Genomic DNA, 18,957 nt, shown 5'->3' on the forward strand with positions numbered 1-18,957 from the left:
TCAGGCCCGGAGTGCAAGGGCGAACGGCAGCACCGAGGTGGCTCCTGCCCGCCGCAGCAATCGTGCGCAGACCGTCATCGTCCACCGCGAGACGACCTCGTCGTCGACCAGCAGCACTGACTTCCCGGCCACTGCCTCCTCGACTTCCGGAGGAACAACGAAGGCCTCATAGAGGTCTTTGACGCGGAAAGCACTGTTGACATCAGGGGTGCCGTGATCGCCTACCTGGAGCAGTTCCCCGCCGTCCACGAGTCGGCCGGCCGCGGCGAGATTCGCGGCCAGAGACCGCACCGTCACTGGACGGCGATTGCTCGGGATCGATACGACCACCTCGGGGCGGGTGTTCCAGTCCCACTGCCCGAGCACTTCGAGGCACCATTTGCCGATCTGGCCGGGCACCTCGGCGTCGGGAGCATCGGGGGCGAGGAACGATCGCAGGCTCTGCCCCTGTCCGAGGTCGGAGAGGCGGGCGATGGCGCGTCCTTCCTCGGCGAGATCTTCGGCGGGGATCCGACCCTTGAGCGGAACCCCGATGTTGGCCAATCCACTAGGCCAGGTACTGCGCGGTTCGATGGGCAGGCCGATCTTGTGCAGGTTCCCGGCCGCCGCTTGGCGCTGTTCGTCGGAGATCTCGGCAGAGAACCACACTCCCGCACAGTTGTCGCAGCGGCCGCAGAGTTTCGGGTCGGGATCGTCGAGCTGACGGATGAGGAACTCCATCCGACACTGCCCGGTCGCCTCATAATCGAGCATGGCCTGGGCCTCTTCGGCTCGGACGGCCGCGACCTTCTCATAGCGTTCCCGGTCGTAGGTCCAGCCCAACCCGGTCGAGACGTACCCGCCTTTGACCTTCGACACCGCGTCTTCGACTTCGAGGGTCTTGAGCAGCAAGTTGAGTCGGGAGCGTTTGGTTCCGACCAAGGTCTCCAAGCGGGCCACGGAGAGGGGGCCGTCCGCCTCGGCGAGGGCTGCGAGCACGGCGTTCGCATCGTCCTGGTTCGGCATCGATGCGGTAGCGAAGTACTCCCAGATCTGTTCGTCTTCTGCGCCGGGCAACAGCAGGACATCGGCGGAGTCTGTGGCGCGGCCGGCTCGGCCGACCTGCTGGTAGTAAGCCACGGCTGAGGAGGGCGCGCCGATGTGGATGACGAATCCGAGGTCCGGTTTGTCGAATCCCATGCCCAACGCCGAGGTGGCCACCAGCGCCTTGATCCGATTGTCCTTGAGCTGCTGCTCGAGTTCCGCGCGTTCTTCGGCATCGGTCCGGCCCGTATAGGCGCGGACCTCGTGGCCTTGTTCGCGCAGCATTCGGGTGATGTCCTCGGCAGCGGAGACGGTGAGCGTGTAGACGATTCCGGACCCGGTGAAGTCGTTGAGATGGGAGGCCAGCCAGGCGATGCGGGAGCTGGCGTCGAGCCCTGGGAGGACGCCGAGGCGCAGGGAATCTCGGGCGAGTTCACCGCGGACGACTGTGGTGTCGTCGCCGAGCTGTTCGGCGACGTCGGTGACGACGCGGGAGTTCGCTGTCGCCGTCGTCGCGAGTACCGGGGTGTCACGTGGCAGTTCGGACAGAATCCGGCCGATGCGGCGGTAGTCGGGGCGGAAATCGTGGCCCCAATCGGAGATGCAGTGGGCTTCGTCGACGACGATGAGTCCGAGGAAGGCCAGCAGCTGGGGCAGCACTTCGTCGCGGAACTGCGGATTGTTCAGCCGTTCCGGGGAGACGAGGAGGACGTCGAGACTGCCGGCCTTGAGGTCCTCGAGCACGGAATCCCATTCGGTGACGTTCGAGGAGTTGAGACTGGCGGCACGGACTCCGGCACGTTCGGCCGCGGCGATCTGGTCGCGCATGAGCGCCAGCAGCGGGGAGATGATGAGACTCGGCCCGGTGCCTGAGGCCCGGAGCATCCGAGTGGCCACGAAGTACACCGCTGACTTGCCCCACCCGGTGCGCTGGACGACGAGGACGCGTTTCTTCGCCTGCACGAGGTCGCGGATGGACTCGAGCTGGCCATCGCGGAACTGCGCGTTCGGGTTCGCGGTGAGCTCGGCCAGGATCCGCTGCGCCTCGATCGCGAAATCGTCAGGGGCGCCGGGTGAGCCTGCAACCGGTGGGGATGTCGGGGTGGATTCCGTCATGGGGCCAGTCTAGGTGGAGGGTGTGACACGACCTGACCGAACGGCCGTTCTTCAGCGCAGCGCCAGCTCGATGCCCAGGGTGGCGAGCACTCCGAAGAGGACCCCCCAGAGGATGATCGAGATGACCTGCCAGAAGGCCACAACATTGCGGTTTGCACCGAAGCCGACCATCGCGGACGAGGTGATCTGCGAAGGCAGGAGTGTCTGGCCGAGCAGCGAAACTCCCGGCACGCCGAATTTGTCGAACATGCGCTTGAGCCGCTGTCGTTTCGGCTTCTCCTCGACTTCTTTGTTCTTCGTCGCCTTGTCGCGGATGGCACCGGCCCCATAGACGAAGGCGAGCATCGAGATGACGTTGCCGATGATGGCCATGAGGATGGCGACCACGGGGTGGAGTCCGATCGCGACGCCGATGACAGCGCCGAAATACGACTCGACGAAGGGGATGGCCGAGACGAGCAGAATGCCCGCCCACTGCAGCCAGTCGGGGATGTTTCCGGCGAATTCCTGCAGACTGTCGATCATGAGGGCTCTCTCTTCTTCCGTTCGGGTCCTCTGGTCGGGTCAGCACACTGTTCCTGCCGCGCCGTTTCAACGCTTTGGCACACCGTACTAGTACAACGTACTATACACTGAGTTATAGCATCGTTGTCAATGAAGCGAGGAGTCACGGTTGTCGAAGCGAGACGAGATCGTCACCGCAGCCATCCGCCTGGCTGAGGGGTCGCAGCCTGGGCATGCGAACCTCAGTGTGCGCGCCGTGGCCAAGGAAGCAGGGGTCGGACCATCGACTCTGCGCCATTACTTCCCCACCCAGGCAGACCTCCACGAAGCAGTCGCTCGGCGCTCCATCGACACCGTCGTCAAGGACTTCTCCATTGCTGATGCGAACCGCGACCCGGCCGACCGGCTCTATGAGTGCTGCGCCCAGTTCCTGCCGACTCATGAGCATCGAGATGTGCAGCTCGAAACCTGGTTCTCCATGCACTTGCATGCCCTTGGAGCGGAGAAGCGGGCAGTGTCCCGTCGCCTCCTCGAACACGGTCACCGTGTCACCTATGACAGCCTGCATCGCTGGCTGAATCTGCTCGCCGAGGAGGGGCATCTCGACCCGACTGAGGTGGCGCCGACCGCCACAGCACTCTTCACCACCGTCGACGGCATCGCCCTGCACTCGATCATCTCTCCCGAGACCATGACCGTCGACGCCGCACATGAGCAGGTCAAGTGGACGATCAGCAAGCTCCTCAGCTCCTGAGCGGATCAACAGAGGGCAGTTCAGCTCCGCCCCCGAATCACCGCATGACGGCGGCCGCGCGACGCAGTGCGTCGGTCAGTCGGGAGAGCTTGTCCGAGGCCAGAGTCCAGTGGTGCCAGTACAGCGGCACGTCGATATGCGGCTCCGCGCCGATCTCGACGAGGTCGGCCTCGAGACCGTCGAGCTGCATAATCGGCACCATCCCCCACCCGAGGCCTGCCTCCACGGCGGCCGCGAACTCCGCTGAGCCCGGCACGACCGACCTCGGGGGCCGACCTTCGACTCCGCAGCGCCTGAGGAACTCGAACTGCAGATCATCATCCTGTCCGAAATTCACCATCGGCAGTCTGGTTAGATCCGCCTCGGTGCCGGTGGAATGCCGATCGAACAGGAAGCGTTCGGCCACGGCGGTGTAGCGCATCGTCCCGAGCTCGGCGACCGTTGTCCCGTATCCGCCGGTCGCGGTCGAGGTGATCGTGCCGAGCACTTCTCCCGAGGCCAAGAGCGGCAGCGCCTTGTCCTGATCGACCATCTCGATGCGGACGACGACATCGTCCCAGCCGGCCGCCTCGGCGAAGATCGGGCGGAACCACGTCGCCATCGAATCGGCATTCACCCCCACCCGGAGCACCGTAGGCTCACGACCCCGGTCACCGGATCCGCCCGCCCCGAGGGAGTCGGCGTCGATGCCGTGCAGCCGGTCGAGCGCCTCGGACTCGAGCAGCTCAACCTGCCGAGCATAACGGAGGATCGCCTGCCCCGCCTCGGTGACGGTGATCGGATTCGATCGTCGGATGAGCACCTGCCCGAGGCGGGACTCGAGCGTGCGGATGCGCTGGCTCGCCGCCGAGGCGGTGATGCCGAGAACGAAGGCCGCCCCTTCGACGGTGCCTTCGTCGACAGCGGCGGCGAGCGCCTTGACGTGATCGATGTTCATGAAGCAATTGTGCATCAGATCCATATTCTGTTGTTTTTCTTCTGAACTATCGGTCTCTACTGTTGAGTCCGTGTTCACTCATCTCGTCACCGGACTCCTCACCGGCTGGTCCCTCATCATCGCCGTCGGCCCGCAGAACGCACTCCTGCTGCGGCAGGGGATCCGGCGCGAGCACCTCGGCGTCGTCGTCACCATCTGCATCGTCGCCGACGTGCTGCTCATCGCAGCGGGCACGGTGGGGATCGGGGCGATCGTTCTGCTCGCGCCGTGGGCGCTCGAAGTCCTGCGCTGGCTGGGCGTGGCCTACCTGCTGTGGTTCGCGTGGACGAGCCTGAAATCGGCGCGAGAAGCCACCGGGCTGAAGGCGGACACTCATCAACGGTCTCTCAAGTCCATCATCGTCACCACTCTGGCGCTGACGTTCCTCAACCCCGGCGTCTACATCGACACCGTCGTCATGCTCGGCAATCTCGCGAATCAGCAGGGTTCGGACGGGGTGTGGCCGTTCACATTCGGGGCAATGCTCGGCTCGATCAGCTGGTTCCTCGTCATCGGCTACGGCGCCCGTGGGCTCTCCCGTTACTTGGGGCGGCCGCGAGTCTGGCAGGTCCTCGACGTCATCATCGCCGTCGTGCTCGTGCTGCTGGCCGCGCGGCTGGCGCTGGGATAGGACGTTGCGCCGAGGCGACCGACGTCGTCGCCGATGTCAGTGCCGATCGGTACCGTCGCAGACATGGATCCCCGCATCGACCTGCCACTGCGTTCTGTGGCCGAGCCTGCCCTGTCTCCTCCGAAGCTGAGTCCCTGGCTGCGTGATCTGCCGGCCGTTCGCGACGTTCTGTCCGGCTTCAAATTCGATCGGACGACCGTCTTCGTCGGCGAGAACGGCTCGGGCAAGTCGACCATCATCGAGGCCATCGCCACGGCTCTTGACCTCCCGCACGGCGGCGGCTCAGATTGGGAGGTGCGCGATCACGTCGAGGCGCCTCCCGAGCTGAGTGAACACCTGCAGATCGTGCGCGGAGCGACAACGAATCGCAGCGGCTTCTTCCTTCGCGCCGAAACGATGCACGAGAACATGGCCTATCTCATGAGCGTCGGTTCGGTGCGCGGCTATCACTATGCGCAGCGCTCGCACGGCGAGATGTTCGTCGACATGCTCACAAGCCGCTTCATGGACCTCGGGCTATGGATCCTCGACGAGCCGGAGAGCGCGCTGTCGTTCACAGCCTCGCTCACTCTTCTCCAGCTCATCCGCGAACGCCAGCGCAATGGCCTGCAGACCGTCATGGCCACCCACTCCCCCATCCTCGCCCGAGCCACAGAAGCGAAGATCGTCGAGGTCGGCGACTGGGGCTTGCGCGAATCCGCGTGGGAGGACCTCGACATGGTCGATCACTGGCGCCGTTTCCTCCACGACCCGCAGCGATACCTGCGCTACCTCGACGACTGAGCCGCCGCCTACGCCCGCAACGCCAGAGGCGGCACCGCTCCTTACTCTGCTGACACGCGCAGTTTGCGCCCGGGAGACCCCCCAAACACCTCGGCGATGGTTGCTTGATCACCTCCCAACTGGATTTCGCTGGATTGTTTGGTCGATCCACGGCGTTTCGCCCAGCGAAACGCGGGGTGTCAAGCTGTTTGGAGTCACTCACGCTGCTTCAGCAGTGATTTCTTGGACTTCAACTAGTACTGGTTCGTAATTGATACCGACCACACCGGCCGGCTTCGGCACCTGCGGTGGCGCATGGAAACGCTCGGGATGCCTGGCGTAATACTCATCATTCGCCTTCACCCGGGCGTTCCACGCTTCTTCCCACGACCCGTCATGGACCTGATTCGGGGTGAACAACGCGATCCCTGAATGCCGGTGCTCCGTGTTGTACCAGACGACATAGGCATCGATGTGGGCTCTAGCCGCCTCGAGTGATTCAAACGTCTTCGGATAGTCCGGGCGATACTTCATCGTCCGAAACTCCGATTCCGAATACGGGTTGTCATTAGACACATACGGTCGGTTATGCGATAACTCCACCCCGAGTGCCTCGAGTGCGTTCTTCAACGCATTCGACTTCATCGCCGCTCCCGAATCAGCATGCACAAACTCTGGCACACCGTGCTCGGCGATCGCGGCCTCAAACATCTCAACAGCCAAATCATCGACTTCGCGGGACTCGACCCGGTAACCGACGATCTTGCGGGAGAAGATATCGATGATCGAGTATGCCTTGTACGTCACCCGACTCCAGATCGACTTCACATCCGTGATGTCCCAACTCCACACCTGCCCCGGCCGGGTAGCCACCAGCACAGGTGCTACTCGGGGCGTCCTTGTCTCACCCCGGGACGGGACCCGGGGCCGCTGCGACTGATCCACGATCGCCTCAGCAATACGCCACCATGTGCGCCTGGATGCCAACATCACACCCTCGTCCCACGCTGAAGCAAACGACGCATCCACTGACCGGCCCTGCAGCCAACCGGCCTGGATCCACTCCTCGATGATCTGCCGGTCGGCAGCACCGATCCTCATCGAGTAGTCCCGCTCCTTCTGCTCTATCGGGTCAGATAGTCGGGGACGAGGATTGACCCGGTAGTGCCACACCGATCGGGCCAGGCCCACCAGCGCCAATGCTTTCCGCTGTGAGGACAGAACGTCAGTCAGATCGATGACCAGGGAGTTCTCGATGGTCAGGAATTGCTCGGCTTCGGCGTCGTCGGGGTTACGTCGGGCTCTTGTGCGTTCCGATCGTGCAAGAGCCCGATAGCTTTTCCCAAGGCTTCGTTCGCTGCCTCGAGTTGAGCATTGCGTTCTTCGAGTTCGGCGATGCGTTTGGCTTGGTTTTCTTCGATTGATGATTGCATCAGTTGCCTCGGGTTGTAGGGGACTTTGCCTGCCCGTGACCGTGGGATCAGGCCACGGTCGAGGTCACCGTTGAATGTCGCTAGTCGCCATTTCCTGAATTGATGGCGGCTGAACTCTTGCTCCGCTAACCACAGGGACTTATACCCGTGTGGGATCTTCTCGTGTTGGTAGACGAAGTTTCGGATCTCTTCGACAGTGTATCCAGGGGTGATGGCCATGATGCTCCGGTTCCTCTCTTATCCGGAGTGGCTCACAACCAGCCTGACACAGAGGGTTTCGACCTCCAGAACACCGTGGATCGACCAAACAAATGCGCCGACAGCGTCTGGCATCGGCAACGGGCCACGCCCGCGCTGCGATCAGGCCTGTAAGTCCGCAGCAGCCCTGTGTCCCGCAACAACTCTGCAGCCCGCACCCCAAGGCACGACCCTGCAACCGGCCCGGCCTACAGCTGCAGACTCGGGTGGAGCTGAGTGAGCGTGACCATACGCTTGCGGCTGCAGACCACGCTTGTGGCGACCAGACAGATTGCGGTCATCAGCAGCAGGACCACGGCCGCCTGCGCGGCGATGAACATGTCACCACCGGCAACCAGTGTGCGCAGACCGCTGACCGCGTGCGTCATCGGCAGGAACGGCGAGATGATCTGGAAGATCTTCGGCGCCGTCTCCACCGGATAGGTTCCGCCTGCCGATGCGATCTGCAGCATCAGCAGAACCAGGGCAATCAGCCTGCCGACACCACCCAAGGCCGCGACACACAATTGGTGCACGGAGTGGAAACAGGCCGCCACGAGCATCGAGAACAGCAGCGTCCACAACCACGAGCCGGCCGAGAAGTCCAAGGTGAAGGCGAGGATCGCATAGAGGACCGCGACTTGGGCGATGCCGAACAGCAGCCCGGGAACGTAGCCGGCCCATGCGATGCGCGACGAGGTGGCCGATGAGAACAGTGCTCGGTATGGGATGGCGTTGAGCACCATGTAGGTGATCATTCCGCCGATCCACAGAGCCAGGGAGACGAAGAACGCAGACAGTCCTTCGCCATAGGCATCGACGGCGTTGTCCTTGACCTTGTCTGCATCGACGGGAACCGCCACGACATCCGAACGGTTCTCCCGGTCCTTCTTGTCGTAGGTCGGGATCTGTTCGAGTCCTTTCTCCAACCCGTCGGCGAGTTCTCCGGAGCCGTCATCAAGCTTGCCCGCACCCTTATCGAGTTCGGTTGACCCGTCGACGAGCTGCTCCGATCCGTCCTTGAGATCACCGGCTCCGTCCTTGGCCTTCGCCGTGCCGTCCTTGAGCTGGACGGCCCCGTCATGCAGGTCACCGGCACCCGTGGCGAGCTTGCCCGCTCCGGCGTCGAGCTTGATCAGTCCGGAGTGGAGGTCATCGGCACCGGTCGCGACCTTCTGCGCTCCGTCGTCGAGCTGACCGATCTTCTTATCGGCCGTGCGGATCTTGTCCATCACGCCGTCGACCGCGTCGGTCAGCTTGTCCTCGAGGCTCTTGGCTTCATCCTTGGCGTCGGAGGCGCGCTTGTGCGCGGAATCGAGGTCCTCGCCGAGGCCGTTGGCATCCTCGGCGAGTTTCTTGACGTTCGGGTCGTCCGGATAGTCCTCCTGCAGCTGCTTGATCCGGTCGTCCATGTCCCCGCGCACGGTGGTGCGGGCATCGTCGAAGTCCCCTTCGGCGCGCTCGAGCTTCGGTCGCGCTCCGTCGACGACATCATCGGCCTTGCGTTTGACGTCCTCGGCTTTCTTCGTCGCCTCATCGGCGGTATCGCGCAGCTCTGAGGTGCCGTCGGCGACCTGCCCGGCACCGTCGGCGAGTTTCTTCGAGCCGTTCTTCGCCTCGGTGGTGGATTTCGCCAGGGTATCGGCTCCGTCGGCGAGGTCGCCGCTGCCCTTCTTCAGCTCGCCCGCACCGTCGTCGAGGTCGATGAGCCCGGTCTGCAACGTTCCGATTCCTTTGTCGAGCTTCGTCGTCCCGTCGACGAGCTCTCCGGTGCCGTCGTGGAGTTGGCCTGCTCCGTCGTGCAGGTCGGACGCACCGTTTGCAGCTTTCTCCGTCTCCGAATGGATGTCGTTGAATCCGAGATAGACCTGGTTGACGTACTCGGCGGTCGTCGTCTTGCTCAGTCCGCCCTTGATCTCGGAGAGGATGGTCCCGGCCACCTGTCCGACGATGAAGTTGTGGGCGTCGTCGGTGCGCAGCCGCAGCCCTGCCTGCTCCGGATCGTCGCCTCCGGTCGACACGAGCATCTCGGAGAAGTCCGAGGGGATCTCGAGGACCGCGAAGTACTTCCCTTCGGCCAGTCCCTCGTCGGCTTCTTTCTGGCTGGTCTCCTGCCAGTCGAATCCGCCCTCGCCCTTCGGCGTGATCTCGTCGACGAGTTCCTGACCGGCGTTGAGCTTCTCTCCGTCCGAGTCGGGCTTCTCCGCGCCGGTATCCTCGTTGACGATTGCCGCCTGCAGCTTGTCGAGGTGCTCGGTCGGGTTCCAGTTCGAGGCCAGGTACAGCCCGCCGTAGATCGACGGGATGACGATGATGACGATCATCGCCAAGCGCGTGATCGTGTGGCGTTTGAATCGTGAGAGTTCTAACCAGGGCAGGGAGAACATTCGGGAATCTCCTCGGATTCGTATACGTGGGGCAGGCAGTTCAGTGTTTGGACCCGCGATGAGCGGGAGGGTGGGGCGGCAGTTCGAGTTCGACCAGCGACGGCTCCGCGCGGAAGCCGAGCGATCTGGTGGCGATGTCGAGTTCACTCGAGTCCTCGCAGGAGACGATGACCGTGAGCGGATCCTCGGGATCCCGTGATCTGCGCAACTGCTGATAGATGAGGATCCCGGCCCAAGCACGGGCTCGGTCGGCGGATTCGCGCAGGTAGTCGATGTTGTCGATGACGACGACGGGTGGGCGGCTGAGGCTCGCCAGCCCGAATTCGAGGAAGAATTTCTGCAGCTCACTCAGCTCGGAGACGAATACCTCTCCGTCATCGTCGATGAGGAAGTCCGCGCGCTGGGCGTCCTGCTTCGAGAACGTCCCCGGCGGGAGTTCGTCAATGATCTCCGTAGCCGTGGTGAAGGTGTCCCGGATGAGACCGATGACCTCACGCAGGGTCGATTTCGACGCCCACGGCTTGTACCAGGGCTGGAGCATGATCTGTCGTTCGGCGACGTGCTGCGCAACCGTGAAATCGTCCTCAAGGTCCGTCAGCCCGCCGATATGTCCGACCGCAACCTGCCCGCGCACGGTGCGGGCCTGCTTGCGGATATCGATATCGCCGAGGCGGCCCTCCCCCGCGGAGACCCGCATCCTTCCAGCCAAGGACAGGAGGAGAGAGGTCTTCCCGCTGCCGGCGGGACCACGGACGACAGCGACGGCACCGGTCGGCACCTCGAGGTCGATATCGGTGAACACATCGCCCTGTTTGCCGGACAGCGACCAACCGTGCAGCGCGACCGCTGGCGCGTCGATGTCGGTGTCCTCGGCGAGAGTGTCCGTTGTGCTCTCCATAGCCATCGCTCCCAATCGTCTGTGCCCTCGTCGATCCGGTCAGTGCCGGATAATTCTGCACCGCGCAGGTGACTGCAGACTACGCCACCACCGGCACGTGAGGGTGTGGAGCGGGCGACTCCACGCGAAGTTACCCATTGGTAACACCAGTGAATTCTCTCATGAAAATGACGCGAGAGTGACTCGAGAAGACCCAGATGTCACGAATTGCACATCGATTCGCTGGACAGAGGCCATCGGGCGGACTCTCGGGTGGCTCTTCGGGCGGCCTTTCGATGGTGACCGCGGAACGGTTCAGGAGGGCGGGACTGCAACGCGGTTTCAGGGGTGGGGTCGTACTATCGAAGACGTCGATGTCCCTCGACACACGACGACGAGAATGAGGAGCGGATGAGCACGGCCGATCGCAACCTCACCGGACTGCACAGACGGTGGGGGCTGAGCCCTTCGACGCTGGCTCCCGGATGTTTCGCCTCGGTGATGGCGACCGGCATCGTGTCGATCGGTGCCGAGCTCAAAGAGCTGCACTCGCTGTCAGTGAGTCTGTTCTGGATCGCCGTCGCTCTGTATGTGTCCTTCACCGTACTCACCGTGGTGCGGATCCTCCGATATCCAGAAGCTGTTCGCGCCGACCTGCATGATCCCTCCCGGGCGTTCGGGTTCTTCACCGCTGTGGCAGGCACGAATGTCCTGGCGACGGGGCTCGTCGGTTTCGGCTTGATCCCGCTGGCCCTCGCCTTCTTCGCTCTCGGCGGTCTGCTCTGGCTGGTGCTCGGGTACGGGATTCCCTTCACCGCGATCCTCGGGTCGAGCACACGGCCGGTATCTGCAGGGGTGAACGGCACGTGGCTTGTGTGGGCGGTGGCCGCTCAGTCAGTGGCGGTGGTCGCCGCGAGCCTGGGGATCGAGCTTCCGAACACCGCATATCTCGAGCCCGGTCTGGTCGCATTCCTCGCGCTCGCGGCGGTGGTCATGTGGGCGGTTGGACTGGCGCTCTACGTCGTCTGCGTGATTGCGATCGGCGTGCGCGTGCTTCGGCATCGGTTCGGGCCCAAGGACCTCGATGCTCCGTATTGGGTGACGATGGGGGCACTGGCAATCACGATCGTTGCGGGTTCCCGGATTCTCGATCTCGGCGACGCTCCCCTGCTCGAAGCGACACGTGTACTGGTCGGCGCCTCCTCGGCGCTGCTGTGGGCGATCGCCACGTGGCTCGTCCCGGCACTCGTCGCCGCAGGAGCCTGGAGGCATGCCGTCCACCGGGTGCCGATGACCTATTCGGCCGGGCTGTGGAGCATGGTGTTCCCAGCCGGCATGTACGCCGTGGCGAGCATCTACCTGGGCCGGTCGGATCATGTGCCGGCGATCGAATGGATCGGGCTCCACTGGTACTGGATCGCACTGACCGTCTGGGCGATCGTCTTCGTCACCATGGTCACGTCATTCGTCAGAACCCTCCGCAGTCGCTGATCGCTCGGACCTCCTCGGCGGGGTCTTCGCAATGCGCCCTCCCAACAGCACAACGCCCCGCCAGTGGCTTCTCGCACCATTGCAATGGTGCGAGATGACGCTGACGGGGCGTTATGGTTGCGCAGCTGTGTTACGTGTCAGCAACTAGACGTGATGCTCCGCCCGAGCACAGGCGCCGCAGTCAGACCTCGAAATCAGACGTCGAAGCGCTGACCCTCGGGCTTGGGCGGCATGATCTCCATAACGAGCACAACGATTCCGCCGATAGAGGTCAGGGTAAGCAGGTAGAAGAGGCCGGAGAAGCCTGCATCGTGGAGGCGGCGCCAGGAGACAGCGATCGACGGCACGATCGTGGCCAGGACAAACACGCCGAGAAGGACCCCTCCGATGCCCATCAGTGCAATGCCACCGCCCGAGGGCGCCCCGCCCCCGTAGGGATCGGCAGAAGCAGACGCCGCCATCATCACCGCTCCGATGATGACAAGAATGTAGGGCACCAGCGCAACGAGAACGCAGAACAGCGTCGCCCACCAGAACTCGCTGCGCGAGGCCCGCCCGCTGAACTTCGCGTAGTTCTTGAAGAAGCGCTTGACAGCCTGGCCGAAGGAAGCGCCGTAGAGCGGCAGTGAGAGGTCATCGGGGCTGGCGGCACCGCGTGGCGCTCCACCGAAGCCCTGCCCTCCATAGCCCTGGCCGGCGGCACCGGGAGCTCCTTGACCGGGTGCGCCGGAGTTGTATGCTGCATTCGCGTCGTAGGACATGATGACCTTCATTTGTAGGTGACGTTTCCGATCGCGCTCCGACGTCGATGGGCCGAAAATGCTCAGCCGATCTTCAGGAAGCGCGCACTCTATTCTGCACCAGGCATTCCATCGATCATGTGTCGAACCGGTTTCAGATCTGCAACACAGCGCATGATTCACTCATTTGTCATAGTCCGGACACGGAAACGGCGCCCGAGGAATGATTCCTCGGACGCCGTGATCCGCGAGCCGCTGCCGCTTCGAAAAGGCTCGACCTCGTCGACGATCAGCACTGCCTGCAGGCGAGTTCGCCTCAGGCGTCGCCTCCGGTGAGGGCATAAGCCTCGTCGACCGATGACTCATCGATATGCCCGTCGACGCGACGCAGCTTCTTCCAGCCGAGCGAGATGACGACGACCGACAGCAGCACGGCCCCCGCACCGAAGAGGTACGGAGATCCCGCACTGATCGATTCCGACACCGCACCTGCGACGATCGGCGCCACGGCACCGCCGATGAAACGCACACCCGAATAGGTCCCCGAGGCGACCGGACGAGGCAGGTCGCTGACCTCCATCGCCGATTCGGTGAACACCGTGTTGAGCACGCCAAGAAGCATGCCGGCCACGATGATGCAGACGATGATCCCGGCCAGCGATTCGACGAGGAAGGACATCACGCCCAGCAGCACGGCCAGTGCGACCAGGGTGACGATGAGGCTGCGACGACGCCCGATCCGCTTGGTCAGCACCGGAGCGCCGAACACCGAGGTGATCGCCACGCAGATGCCCCAACCGAAGAAGACGTAGCCGAGGCCCATGGCGCCGAAGTCCTCCATGCCCAGCTTCGCGGCGGCAGCCTCGACGGGGAACGGGCTGTAGGCCAGCAGGATGAAGAATCCGAAGTTGTAGAGCAGAGCGGAGACGCCGAGGATGGCGACACCCGGACGGGCCAGTGCACGGAATGTGGCGCTGAGTTTGATCGGCTCCGCCGAGGCCCCGTTCGAGCTCGTGCCTCCCGGCAGCAGCACAACGATGGCGATGAAGCCGATGGCCATGAGGACTGCGGTGCCGAAGAACGGTCCGCGCCAGGAGATGCCGCCCAGCAGTCCGCCGAGCAGCGGGCCGGTGGCGATGCCGACGCCGAGAGCCGCCTCGTAGAGGATGATCGCCTTCTCAGCACCACCGGACGCAGCACCGACGATCGTCGACAGAGCGGTGGAGATGAACAGCGCGTTGCCCAGACCCCAACCGGCACGGAAGCCGATGATCTGGTCGACGGAACCGGAGAACCCAGCCAGAGCCGCGAACGCGACGATGAGCACGAGACCGATGAGCAGCGTGGTCTTCGCACCGATGCGGGATGACAGGAAGCTCGTGAAGAACATCATTCCGCCGGTGATGAACAGGTAGCTGGTGAACAGCAGCATCGATTGGGCGGGGGTGGCGTCGAGCTCGGCCGAGATGGCCGGCAGGATCGGATCGACCAGGCCGATGCCCATGAAGGCGATGACCGCGGCGAACGCGACCGCCCAGACGGCACGCGGCTGGCGAAGGATCGACGCTCCCGCCCCGGAATCGCCGGGTGTTTCGTCCCCTGTTGTTTCGTTGTCTGCTGACGCTCTCATCTGCTGGTCGCGTCCCCTTTCCTATGGTGCGTTCCGCTCCGAAGTCCGCTTCGGAAGCGTGGTTGAAAAACTGAGGTGTGTGCTGCGGCTAGCCCGCGGCCGAATCGGAGTCCGATTCGTCGGCGGGTTCGTCGACGCCGTCGACCGGGTGGCGGTCCTTGAGGAAGTCCGAGACCAGTCCGAGCGCACGATCGACGCTCTGCCTCTCCTCGACGCTCAGCGACTCGAAGTAGGGCTGCATCTGCTCGATCATGATCGACCGGTTCTCCGCCAGCCTCGCCCGTCCGGCTTCGGTGAGAGAGAACTGCGACGCCCGGCCGTCCGTGGGACTGGGTTCGCGCACGACGAGTCCGGCTTCTTCGAGTTTGGCGAGGAGTTTCGTCGCCGCGGGCTGAGAGCTCAGATATCCTTGCGCGAAATGGCCCACCCGCACGGGCTGATACTGCTCGACGACTGCGAGCGCACGCAGCGCCGCCAGCGAGTTCTCATTGCCGATCACTCGTCGAAACGCTCTGGTCAGGCGCGACGAGACGACAACGAGCCGCGACACGAGTTCAGCCGAATCCACATCATCCATAACTTATTTATATACCCAGGTTATGCAATTCGGCAAATCATGGTCACCGCGAGCGCCTTCGCGTCGCTCGCGAACGCCGGCCCGCCCGGACCACGGAGACACTCCACCCCATCCGCACGGAAAACCGCTCCCACCCCGCCCAGATGTCACCATGTGACGGACCTCACGGCCGCCTCGGTGATGGTCATGCTACTCTGGCCTCACATGTTCCGGGGACGGTGAAATTCCGTACCGGCGGTCATAGTCCGCGAGCCGCTCGCATTCGTGCAGGCGGTTGATTCGGTGAAATTCCGAAACCGACAGTCAGAGTCTGGATGGGAGGAGCATGGTGGCCTCGGCCGCTGTGTCTGGTGCAATCGACCGCACCGTCGCACGCGACTGAGACGCCCTGATGGTTGCACCCGCAATATCCTCCCTCCCGGCGAAGGCTCGGGAGGTTTTTTCATGGGCGCGCAGCCAGGCGACGCAGCGGAATTCACGGACCTCGAATCCGCGGCGATGACCGCTGCCCTCAATGCGGCCCGCGAAGGTGTTCGCGGAGCGAATCCGCTGGTGGGCGCGGCAATCCTGACAGCCGACGGCCAGATCGTCACCGGTCACCACGGAGGTGCGGGCACTCCCCACGCCGAGGTGGACGCGATCACCACCGCCCACGACCTCGACATCGATCTGACCACCTCGACACTGTTTGTCACGCTCGAGCCCTGCGCCCATCACGGCCGGACCGGCCCCTGCACCGAGGCGATCATCAACGCTGCGATCCCCTCCGTCGTCTTCGCCTCCCCCGACTCGAATCCCCTGGCCGCGGGCGGCGGAAAGACCCTCGCCGAGGCGGGGTTGACGGTCCGTTCGGGACTGCACGAAGAGGACTCCCGCGCACTCAATGCCCGCTGGGTCCGGTCGACGGCCGAGGCCCGCCCGTTCGTCTCGGCGAAGATCGCACAGAGCCTCGACGGGGCCGTCGCCGCCGCCGATGGAACCAGTCAGTGGATCACCTCCGCGGAGTCTCGCGCACACGCTCACGAGGTCCGGGCCCGAGTCGACGCCATCCTCGTCGGCACCGGCACCGCCGTGGCCGACGATCCGCGTCTCAATGCCCGCGGCCCGGACGGAATCTCACTCGACGACCAGCCGCGGCCCGTCGTGCTCGGCACCTCGGAACTGCCGGTCACATCGTTTCTCGCCCTCAATCCGAACACTCTGCAGCTGCGCACCCACGATGTCCGTGCGGCCTTGGACGAACTGTACGCCTCAGGAGTGCGCCACCTCCTCGTCGAAGGCGGGCCGACGGTGCTGGGCGCGTTCTTCTCCGCAGGGATCGTCGACGAGGTCTTCTGCTATCAGGCTCCGGTGCTCATCGGACCCGGCCGCAGCAGCGTCGACGGCTTGGACATCGGCACCCTGTCCGAGGCGCTGCAGCTGATCCCCGACGATACGGAGACACAGGCGGTGTCACGGCTCGGCCCGGACTTCCTGCTGCACTTCACAACTGCGGATCCGGAAACTGCCGAAACCGGCTCCCCCGAACCAGGTACGTAGCCGCCGCACTCCCCCAGCCACCACCGACCACCGCCTGAAGAATCTGGAGTCACATGTTCACCGGAATCATCGAAGAACTCGGCACCGTCGAGTCCATCGAGCACACGAACGATTCGGCCGCGATCACCATCGACGCCGGCCCCCTCGTCGCCGACCTCGACCTCGGCGGCTCGCTGTCCGTCAACGGAGTCTGCCTGACTTCGACGAGGCAGCCCACCGAGCAGCGTCCCGGCCTATTCACCGCCGAGGTCATGGGCGAGACCCTGCGCCTGACCGGGCTCGGCTCCTTGGTCACGGGCGACCGCGTCAACCTGGAACGCTGCACGCCCGCCTCGGGGCGCTTCGACGGGCATGTCGTCCAAGGACACGTCGACGGACGCGGCGAACTCCTCAACCGCATCGACCGACCCGACTGGTCGACCCTGCGCATCGGGATCCCGAACGACCTCGCACTGCTGACCGCGATCAAGGGGTCGATCGCGCTCAATGGTGTGTCGCTGACGCTGACGGCCGTGTCCGAACCGAGCGCACCCTCGGCGTGGGTGGAGGTCGGCCTCATTCCAGCCACCCTGGCACACACGACGTTCGGCGAGCTGCCGGTAGGCGCGGCCGTGAACGTCGAGGTCGACGTGCTCGCGAAGTACACCGCGCGCCTCCTGTCCTTCCGCACCGATGGCGGCGTCGCCGCCGACGCGGTCCCCACTCACTCGAGCCCCGCCTCGGCGGGCTCATCACCTTCGAACAGCACCCAGCAAGGAGTCGATCATGACTGATCCCATCGCTCACGCCAGCCGCCTCGATCCCATCGACGCGGCCATCGCAGCCGTCGCCGCCGGCCGGCCCATCCTCGTCGTCGATGATGAGGACCGGGAGAACGAGGGCGACCTCATCATGGCCGCCGAGTTCGCCGACCCCACGACGATGGGCTTCTTCGTCCGGCACACCTCGGGCGTCATCTGCGCACCCGTGACCGCCGACCGAGCCGCCGCCCTGCGTCTGCCGCCGATGGTCATCGACAACGAGGACCCGAAGGGCACCGCCTACACGGTCAGCTGCGACGCGGTCGGGGTGACCACGGGCATCAGCGCCGCCGAGCGCGCCGAGACCGGTCGAGTCCTGGCCGCCGCCGATCCGGATCCGGCCGCGATCTCGCGGCCTGGCCACATCTTCCCGCTCATCGCCAAGGACGGCGGGGTCCGCGAACGTCCAGGTCACACCGAGGCCGGAGTCGAGTTCGCGCGCCTGGCCGGTGCTCAGCCGGTGGCGATGATCGCCGAGGTGGTCCACGACGACGGGTCGATGATGCGCTTCGACGCGGTGCGCGACTTCGCCGACGCCCACGACCTCGTCATGGTCTCGATCGAACAGCTCATCGCCTACCTCGAGCTGCGTGACGCGGATGAGTCCAACGACTCCCCGGCAGCCGTTGCAGCGGTCCCGGGCGTGTCTTCAGTCCCTGCCGTGTCGTCGCCTTCGGACGATTCCCGCACTGAGGCGGCCGCCTCGGTGAACCTCGCCGGTGCGCTCGGCCGGGACGAACCGGTTGAGGCGACCGCGGAGGTGGCTCTGCCGTCGGAGCACGGCAGCCTGCGGGCCCGCGCGTTCACGATCAACGGGCATGACCACCTCGGCGTGTTTGCGGGGTCCCCGGATTCCGACTCAGCGGGTCCAGCACCTCTCGTGCGGCTGCATTCGGAGTGCCTGACCGGGGACGTCTTCGGTTCGCACCGGTGTGACTGCGGTGAGCAGCTCGACCTGGCGCTCGGCCTCATCGCCGAACACGGTGGGGCGGTCCTCTACCTGACCGGACACGAGGGTCGCGGAATCGGGCTGAGCAACAAGCTGCGCGCTTACGCTCTGCAGGATCAGGGGCGGGACACCGTGGATGCGAACCGGGACCTCGGGTTCACCGACGACGCCCGCGACTACCGTGCCGCGGCGACGATCCTGCGCTCGCTCGGGCTGACTCGCATCCGCCTGCTCACGAACAACCCGGCGAAGACCTCGGCTCTCGAAAACCTGGGCATCACGGTCGACGCTGTGGTTCCGCTCGAGGTCGCGGCGCGGCCGGAGAACACGCACTACCTGGCCACGAAGCGCGAACGCATGCACCATGTGCTCTCGCTGCCGGAGGTCACGGGCACATCCGGCACTGGCGCGGGCACCGCCGGGGCCGTCGCCAGCTGACGCGGCGGCAACCGCCTCGGCGAGCTTCCGGCTCCACATCCGAGCAGGCCCGCCCCCTCTAGCCGACCTACACCGACACGAACCAGGCTCTTC

17 protein-coding genes and 1 riboswitch are annotated in these 18,957 nt (G+C 64.6%); of the genes, 7 read left to right on the forward strand and 10 right to left on the reverse strand.

What is annotated here, in order from left to right; all coding sequences use genetic code 11:
• Together ACOZ9V_RS16725 and ACOZ9V_RS16730 are read right to left on the reverse strand one after the other, a co-directional pair.
• The gene (locus tag ACOZ9V_RS16725; protein WP_181272220.1) at nucleotides 1-2,139 is read right to left on the reverse strand and encodes a RecQ family ATP-dependent DNA helicase; all 2,139 of its coding nucleotides are present in this window, start codon (nucleotides 2,137-2,139) and stop codon (nucleotides 1-3) included.
• A gap of 51 nt (nucleotides 2,140-2,190) precedes the next feature.
• The gene (locus tag ACOZ9V_RS16730) at nucleotides 2,191-2,664 is read right to left on the reverse strand and encodes a hypothetical protein (protein WP_139467908.1); all 474 of its coding nucleotides are present in this window, start codon (nucleotides 2,662-2,664) and stop codon (nucleotides 2,191-2,193) included.
• Between the two features lie 148 nt (nucleotides 2,665-2,812).
• Here ACOZ9V_RS16730 and ACOZ9V_RS16735 point away from each other — a divergent pair, with 148 nt between their 5' ends.
• On the forward strand, nucleotides 2,813-3,397 hold the full coding sequence (locus tag ACOZ9V_RS16735; protein ID WP_434591885.1) for a TetR/AcrR family transcriptional regulator: 585 nt from the start codon (nucleotides 2,813-2,815) through the stop codon (nucleotides 3,395-3,397).
• Nucleotides 3,398-3,434: 37 nt separating this feature from the next.
• On the opposite strand, the gene ACOZ9V_RS16740 is transcribed toward ACOZ9V_RS16735, so the two are convergent.
• A complete protein-coding gene (locus tag ACOZ9V_RS16740) occupies nucleotides 3,435-4,334 on the reverse strand; it encodes an ArgP/LysG family DNA-binding transcriptional regulator (RefSeq protein ID WP_434591887.1) in 900 nt (299 codons plus the stop codon).
• Nucleotides 4,335-4,404: 70 nt separating this feature from the next.
• On the opposite strand from ACOZ9V_RS16740, the gene ACOZ9V_RS16745 reads away from it, so the two are divergent.
• Together ACOZ9V_RS16745 and ACOZ9V_RS16750 are read left to right on the forward strand one after the other, a co-directional pair.
• A complete protein-coding gene (locus ACOZ9V_RS16745; RefSeq protein ID WP_181272219.1) occupies nucleotides 4,405-5,004 on the forward strand; it encodes a LysE/ArgO family amino acid transporter in 600 nt (199 codons plus the stop codon).
• 63 nt (nucleotides 5,005-5,067) lie between these two features.
• Entirely contained in the window at nucleotides 5,068-5,787 is a 720-nt protein-coding gene (locus tag ACOZ9V_RS16750; protein WP_434591889.1) for an AAA family ATPase, read from the forward strand.
• 198 nt (nucleotides 5,788-5,985) lie between these two features.
• Here ACOZ9V_RS16750 and ACOZ9V_RS16755 read toward each other — a convergent pair whose 3' ends face one another.
• From ACOZ9V_RS16755 to ACOZ9V_RS16770, 4 genes are all read right to left on the reverse strand, one after another.
• Nucleotides 5,986-6,867: a transposase gene (locus tag ACOZ9V_RS16755; RefSeq protein ID WP_434591891.1), complete on the reverse strand. Its 882-nt coding sequence runs from the start codon at nucleotides 6,865-6,867 to the stop codon at nucleotides 5,986-5,988.
• Nucleotides 6,868-7,025: 158 nt separating this feature from the next.
• Nucleotides 7,026-7,418, reverse strand: coding sequence for a hypothetical protein (locus ACOZ9V_RS16760; protein WP_410709019.1), 393 nt, complete (start codon nucleotides 7,416-7,418; stop codon nucleotides 7,026-7,028).
• 227 nt (nucleotides 7,419-7,645) lie between these two features.
• A complete protein-coding gene (locus ACOZ9V_RS16765) occupies nucleotides 7,646-9,823 on the reverse strand; it encodes a YhgE/Pip family protein (protein WP_434591893.1) in 2,178 nt (725 codons plus the stop codon).
• A gap of 40 nt (nucleotides 9,824-9,863) precedes the next feature.
• The gene (locus ACOZ9V_RS16770) at nucleotides 9,864-10,721 is read right to left on the reverse strand and encodes an ATP-binding cassette domain-containing protein (protein WP_434591895.1); all 858 of its coding nucleotides are present in this window, start codon (nucleotides 10,719-10,721) and stop codon (nucleotides 9,864-9,866) included.
• A gap of 390 nt (nucleotides 10,722-11,111) precedes the next feature.
• On the opposite strand from ACOZ9V_RS16770, the gene ACOZ9V_RS16775 reads away from it, so the two are divergent.
• Nucleotides 11,112-12,191, forward strand: coding sequence for a tellurite resistance/C4-dicarboxylate transporter family protein (locus ACOZ9V_RS16775; RefSeq protein ID WP_434591897.1), 1,080 nt, complete (start codon nucleotides 11,112-11,114; stop codon nucleotides 12,189-12,191).
• Between the two features lie 194 nt (nucleotides 12,192-12,385).
• Here ACOZ9V_RS16775 and ACOZ9V_RS16780 read toward each other — a convergent pair whose 3' ends face one another.
• From ACOZ9V_RS16780 to ACOZ9V_RS16790, 3 genes are all read right to left on the reverse strand, one after another.
• Complete coding sequence (locus ACOZ9V_RS16780; protein WP_172171800.1) at nucleotides 12,386-12,952, reverse strand: DUF805 domain-containing protein; 567 nt, start codon at nucleotides 12,950-12,952, stop codon at nucleotides 12,386-12,388.
• Between the two features lie 295 nt (nucleotides 12,953-13,247).
• Entirely contained in the window at nucleotides 13,248-14,561 is a 1,314-nt protein-coding gene (locus tag ACOZ9V_RS16785) for an MFS transporter (protein ID WP_139467899.1), read from the reverse strand.
• Nucleotides 14,562-14,649: 88 nt separating this feature from the next.
• Entirely contained in the window at nucleotides 14,650-15,138 is a 489-nt protein-coding gene (locus ACOZ9V_RS16790; protein ID WP_139467898.1) for a MarR family winged helix-turn-helix transcriptional regulator, read from the reverse strand.
• Between the two features lie 201 nt (nucleotides 15,139-15,339).
• Nucleotides 15,340-15,468, forward strand: a riboswitch (FMN riboswitch).
• Between the two features lie 114 nt (nucleotides 15,469-15,582).
• On the opposite strand from ACOZ9V_RS16790, the gene ribD reads away from it, so the two are divergent.
• From ribD to ribA, 3 genes are read left to right on the forward strand one after another with little or no spacing between them, the layout of a single operon-like run.
• A complete protein-coding gene (ribD, locus tag ACOZ9V_RS16795) occupies nucleotides 15,583-16,677 on the forward strand; it encodes a bifunctional diaminohydroxyphosphoribosylaminopyrimidine deaminase/5-amino-6-(5-phosphoribosylamino)uracil reductase RibD (protein ID WP_434591900.1) in 1,095 nt (364 codons plus the stop codon).
• A gap of 53 nt (nucleotides 16,678-16,730) precedes the next feature.
• Complete coding sequence (locus tag ACOZ9V_RS16800; RefSeq protein ID WP_434591903.1) at nucleotides 16,731-17,450, forward strand: riboflavin synthase; 720 nt, start codon at nucleotides 16,731-16,733, stop codon at nucleotides 17,448-17,450.
• Entirely contained in the window at nucleotides 17,443-18,864 is a 1,422-nt protein-coding gene (ribA, locus tag ACOZ9V_RS16805; protein WP_434591905.1) for a GTP cyclohydrolase II, read from the forward strand. The genes ACOZ9V_RS16800 and ribA overlap by 8 nt, the downstream gene beginning before the upstream one ends.
• Nucleotides 18,865-18,957 lie beyond the last annotated feature (93 nt).

Source organism: Brevibacterium sp. 1718 (assembly GCF_051131255.1).
Lineage (GTDB): Bacteria > Actinomycetota > Actinomycetes > Actinomycetales > Brevibacteriaceae > Brevibacterium > Brevibacterium sediminis.

What these genes read in the sequence shown, in the direction of transcription:
- ACOZ9V_RS16725 (WP_181272220.1), bottom strand. Translation starts at nt 2,139, where the DNA reads ATGACGGAATCCACCCCGACATCCCCACCGGTTGCAGGCTCACCCGGC.
- ACOZ9V_RS16730 (WP_139467908.1), bottom strand. Translation starts at nt 2,664, where the DNA reads ATGATCGACAGTCTGCAGGAATTCGCCGGAAACATCCCCGACTGGCTG.
- ACOZ9V_RS16740 (WP_434591887.1), bottom strand. Translation starts at nt 4,334, where the DNA reads ATGAACATCGATCACGTCAAGGCGCTCGCCGCCGCTGTCGACGAAGGC.
- ACOZ9V_RS16750 (WP_434591889.1), top strand. Translation starts at nt 5,068, where the DNA reads ATGGATCCCCGCATCGACCTGCCACTGCGTTCTGTGGCCGAGCCTGCC.
- ACOZ9V_RS16755 (WP_434591891.1), bottom strand. Translation starts at nt 6,867, where the DNA reads ATGAGGATCGGTGCTGCCGACCGGCAGATCATCGAGGAGTGGATCCAG.
- ACOZ9V_RS16760 (WP_410709019.1), bottom strand. Translation starts at nt 7,418, where the DNA reads ATGGCCATCACCCCTGGATACACTGTCGAAGAGATCCGAAACTTCGTC.
- ACOZ9V_RS16765 (WP_434591893.1), bottom strand. Translation starts at nt 9,823, where the DNA reads ATGTTCTCCCTGCCCTGGTTAGAACTCTCACGATTCAAACGCCACACG.
- ACOZ9V_RS16770 (WP_434591895.1), bottom strand. Translation starts at nt 10,721, where the DNA reads ATGGAGAGCACAACGGACACTCTCGCCGAGGACACCGACATCGACGCG.
- ACOZ9V_RS16775 (WP_434591897.1), top strand. Translation starts at nt 11,112, where the DNA reads ATGAGCACGGCCGATCGCAACCTCACCGGACTGCACAGACGGTGGGGG.
- ACOZ9V_RS16780 (WP_172171800.1), bottom strand. Translation starts at nt 12,952, where the DNA reads ATGTCCTACGACGCGAATGCAGCATACAACTCCGGCGCACCCGGTCAA.
- ACOZ9V_RS16785 (WP_139467899.1), bottom strand. Translation starts at nt 14,561, where the DNA reads ATGAGAGCGTCAGCAGACAACGAAACAACAGGGGACGAAACACCCGGC.
- ACOZ9V_RS16790 (WP_139467898.1), bottom strand. Translation starts at nt 15,138, where the DNA reads ATGGATGATGTGGATTCGGCTGAACTCGTGTCGCGGCTCGTTGTCGTC.
- ribD (WP_434591900.1), top strand. Translation starts at nt 15,583, where the DNA reads ATGGGCGCGCAGCCAGGCGACGCAGCGGAATTCACGGACCTCGAATCC.
- ACOZ9V_RS16800 (WP_434591903.1), top strand. Translation starts at nt 16,731, where the DNA reads ATGTTCACCGGAATCATCGAAGAACTCGGCACCGTCGAGTCCATCGAG.
- ribA (WP_434591905.1), top strand. Translation starts at nt 17,443, where the DNA reads ATGACTGATCCCATCGCTCACGCCAGCCGCCTCGATCCCATCGACGCG.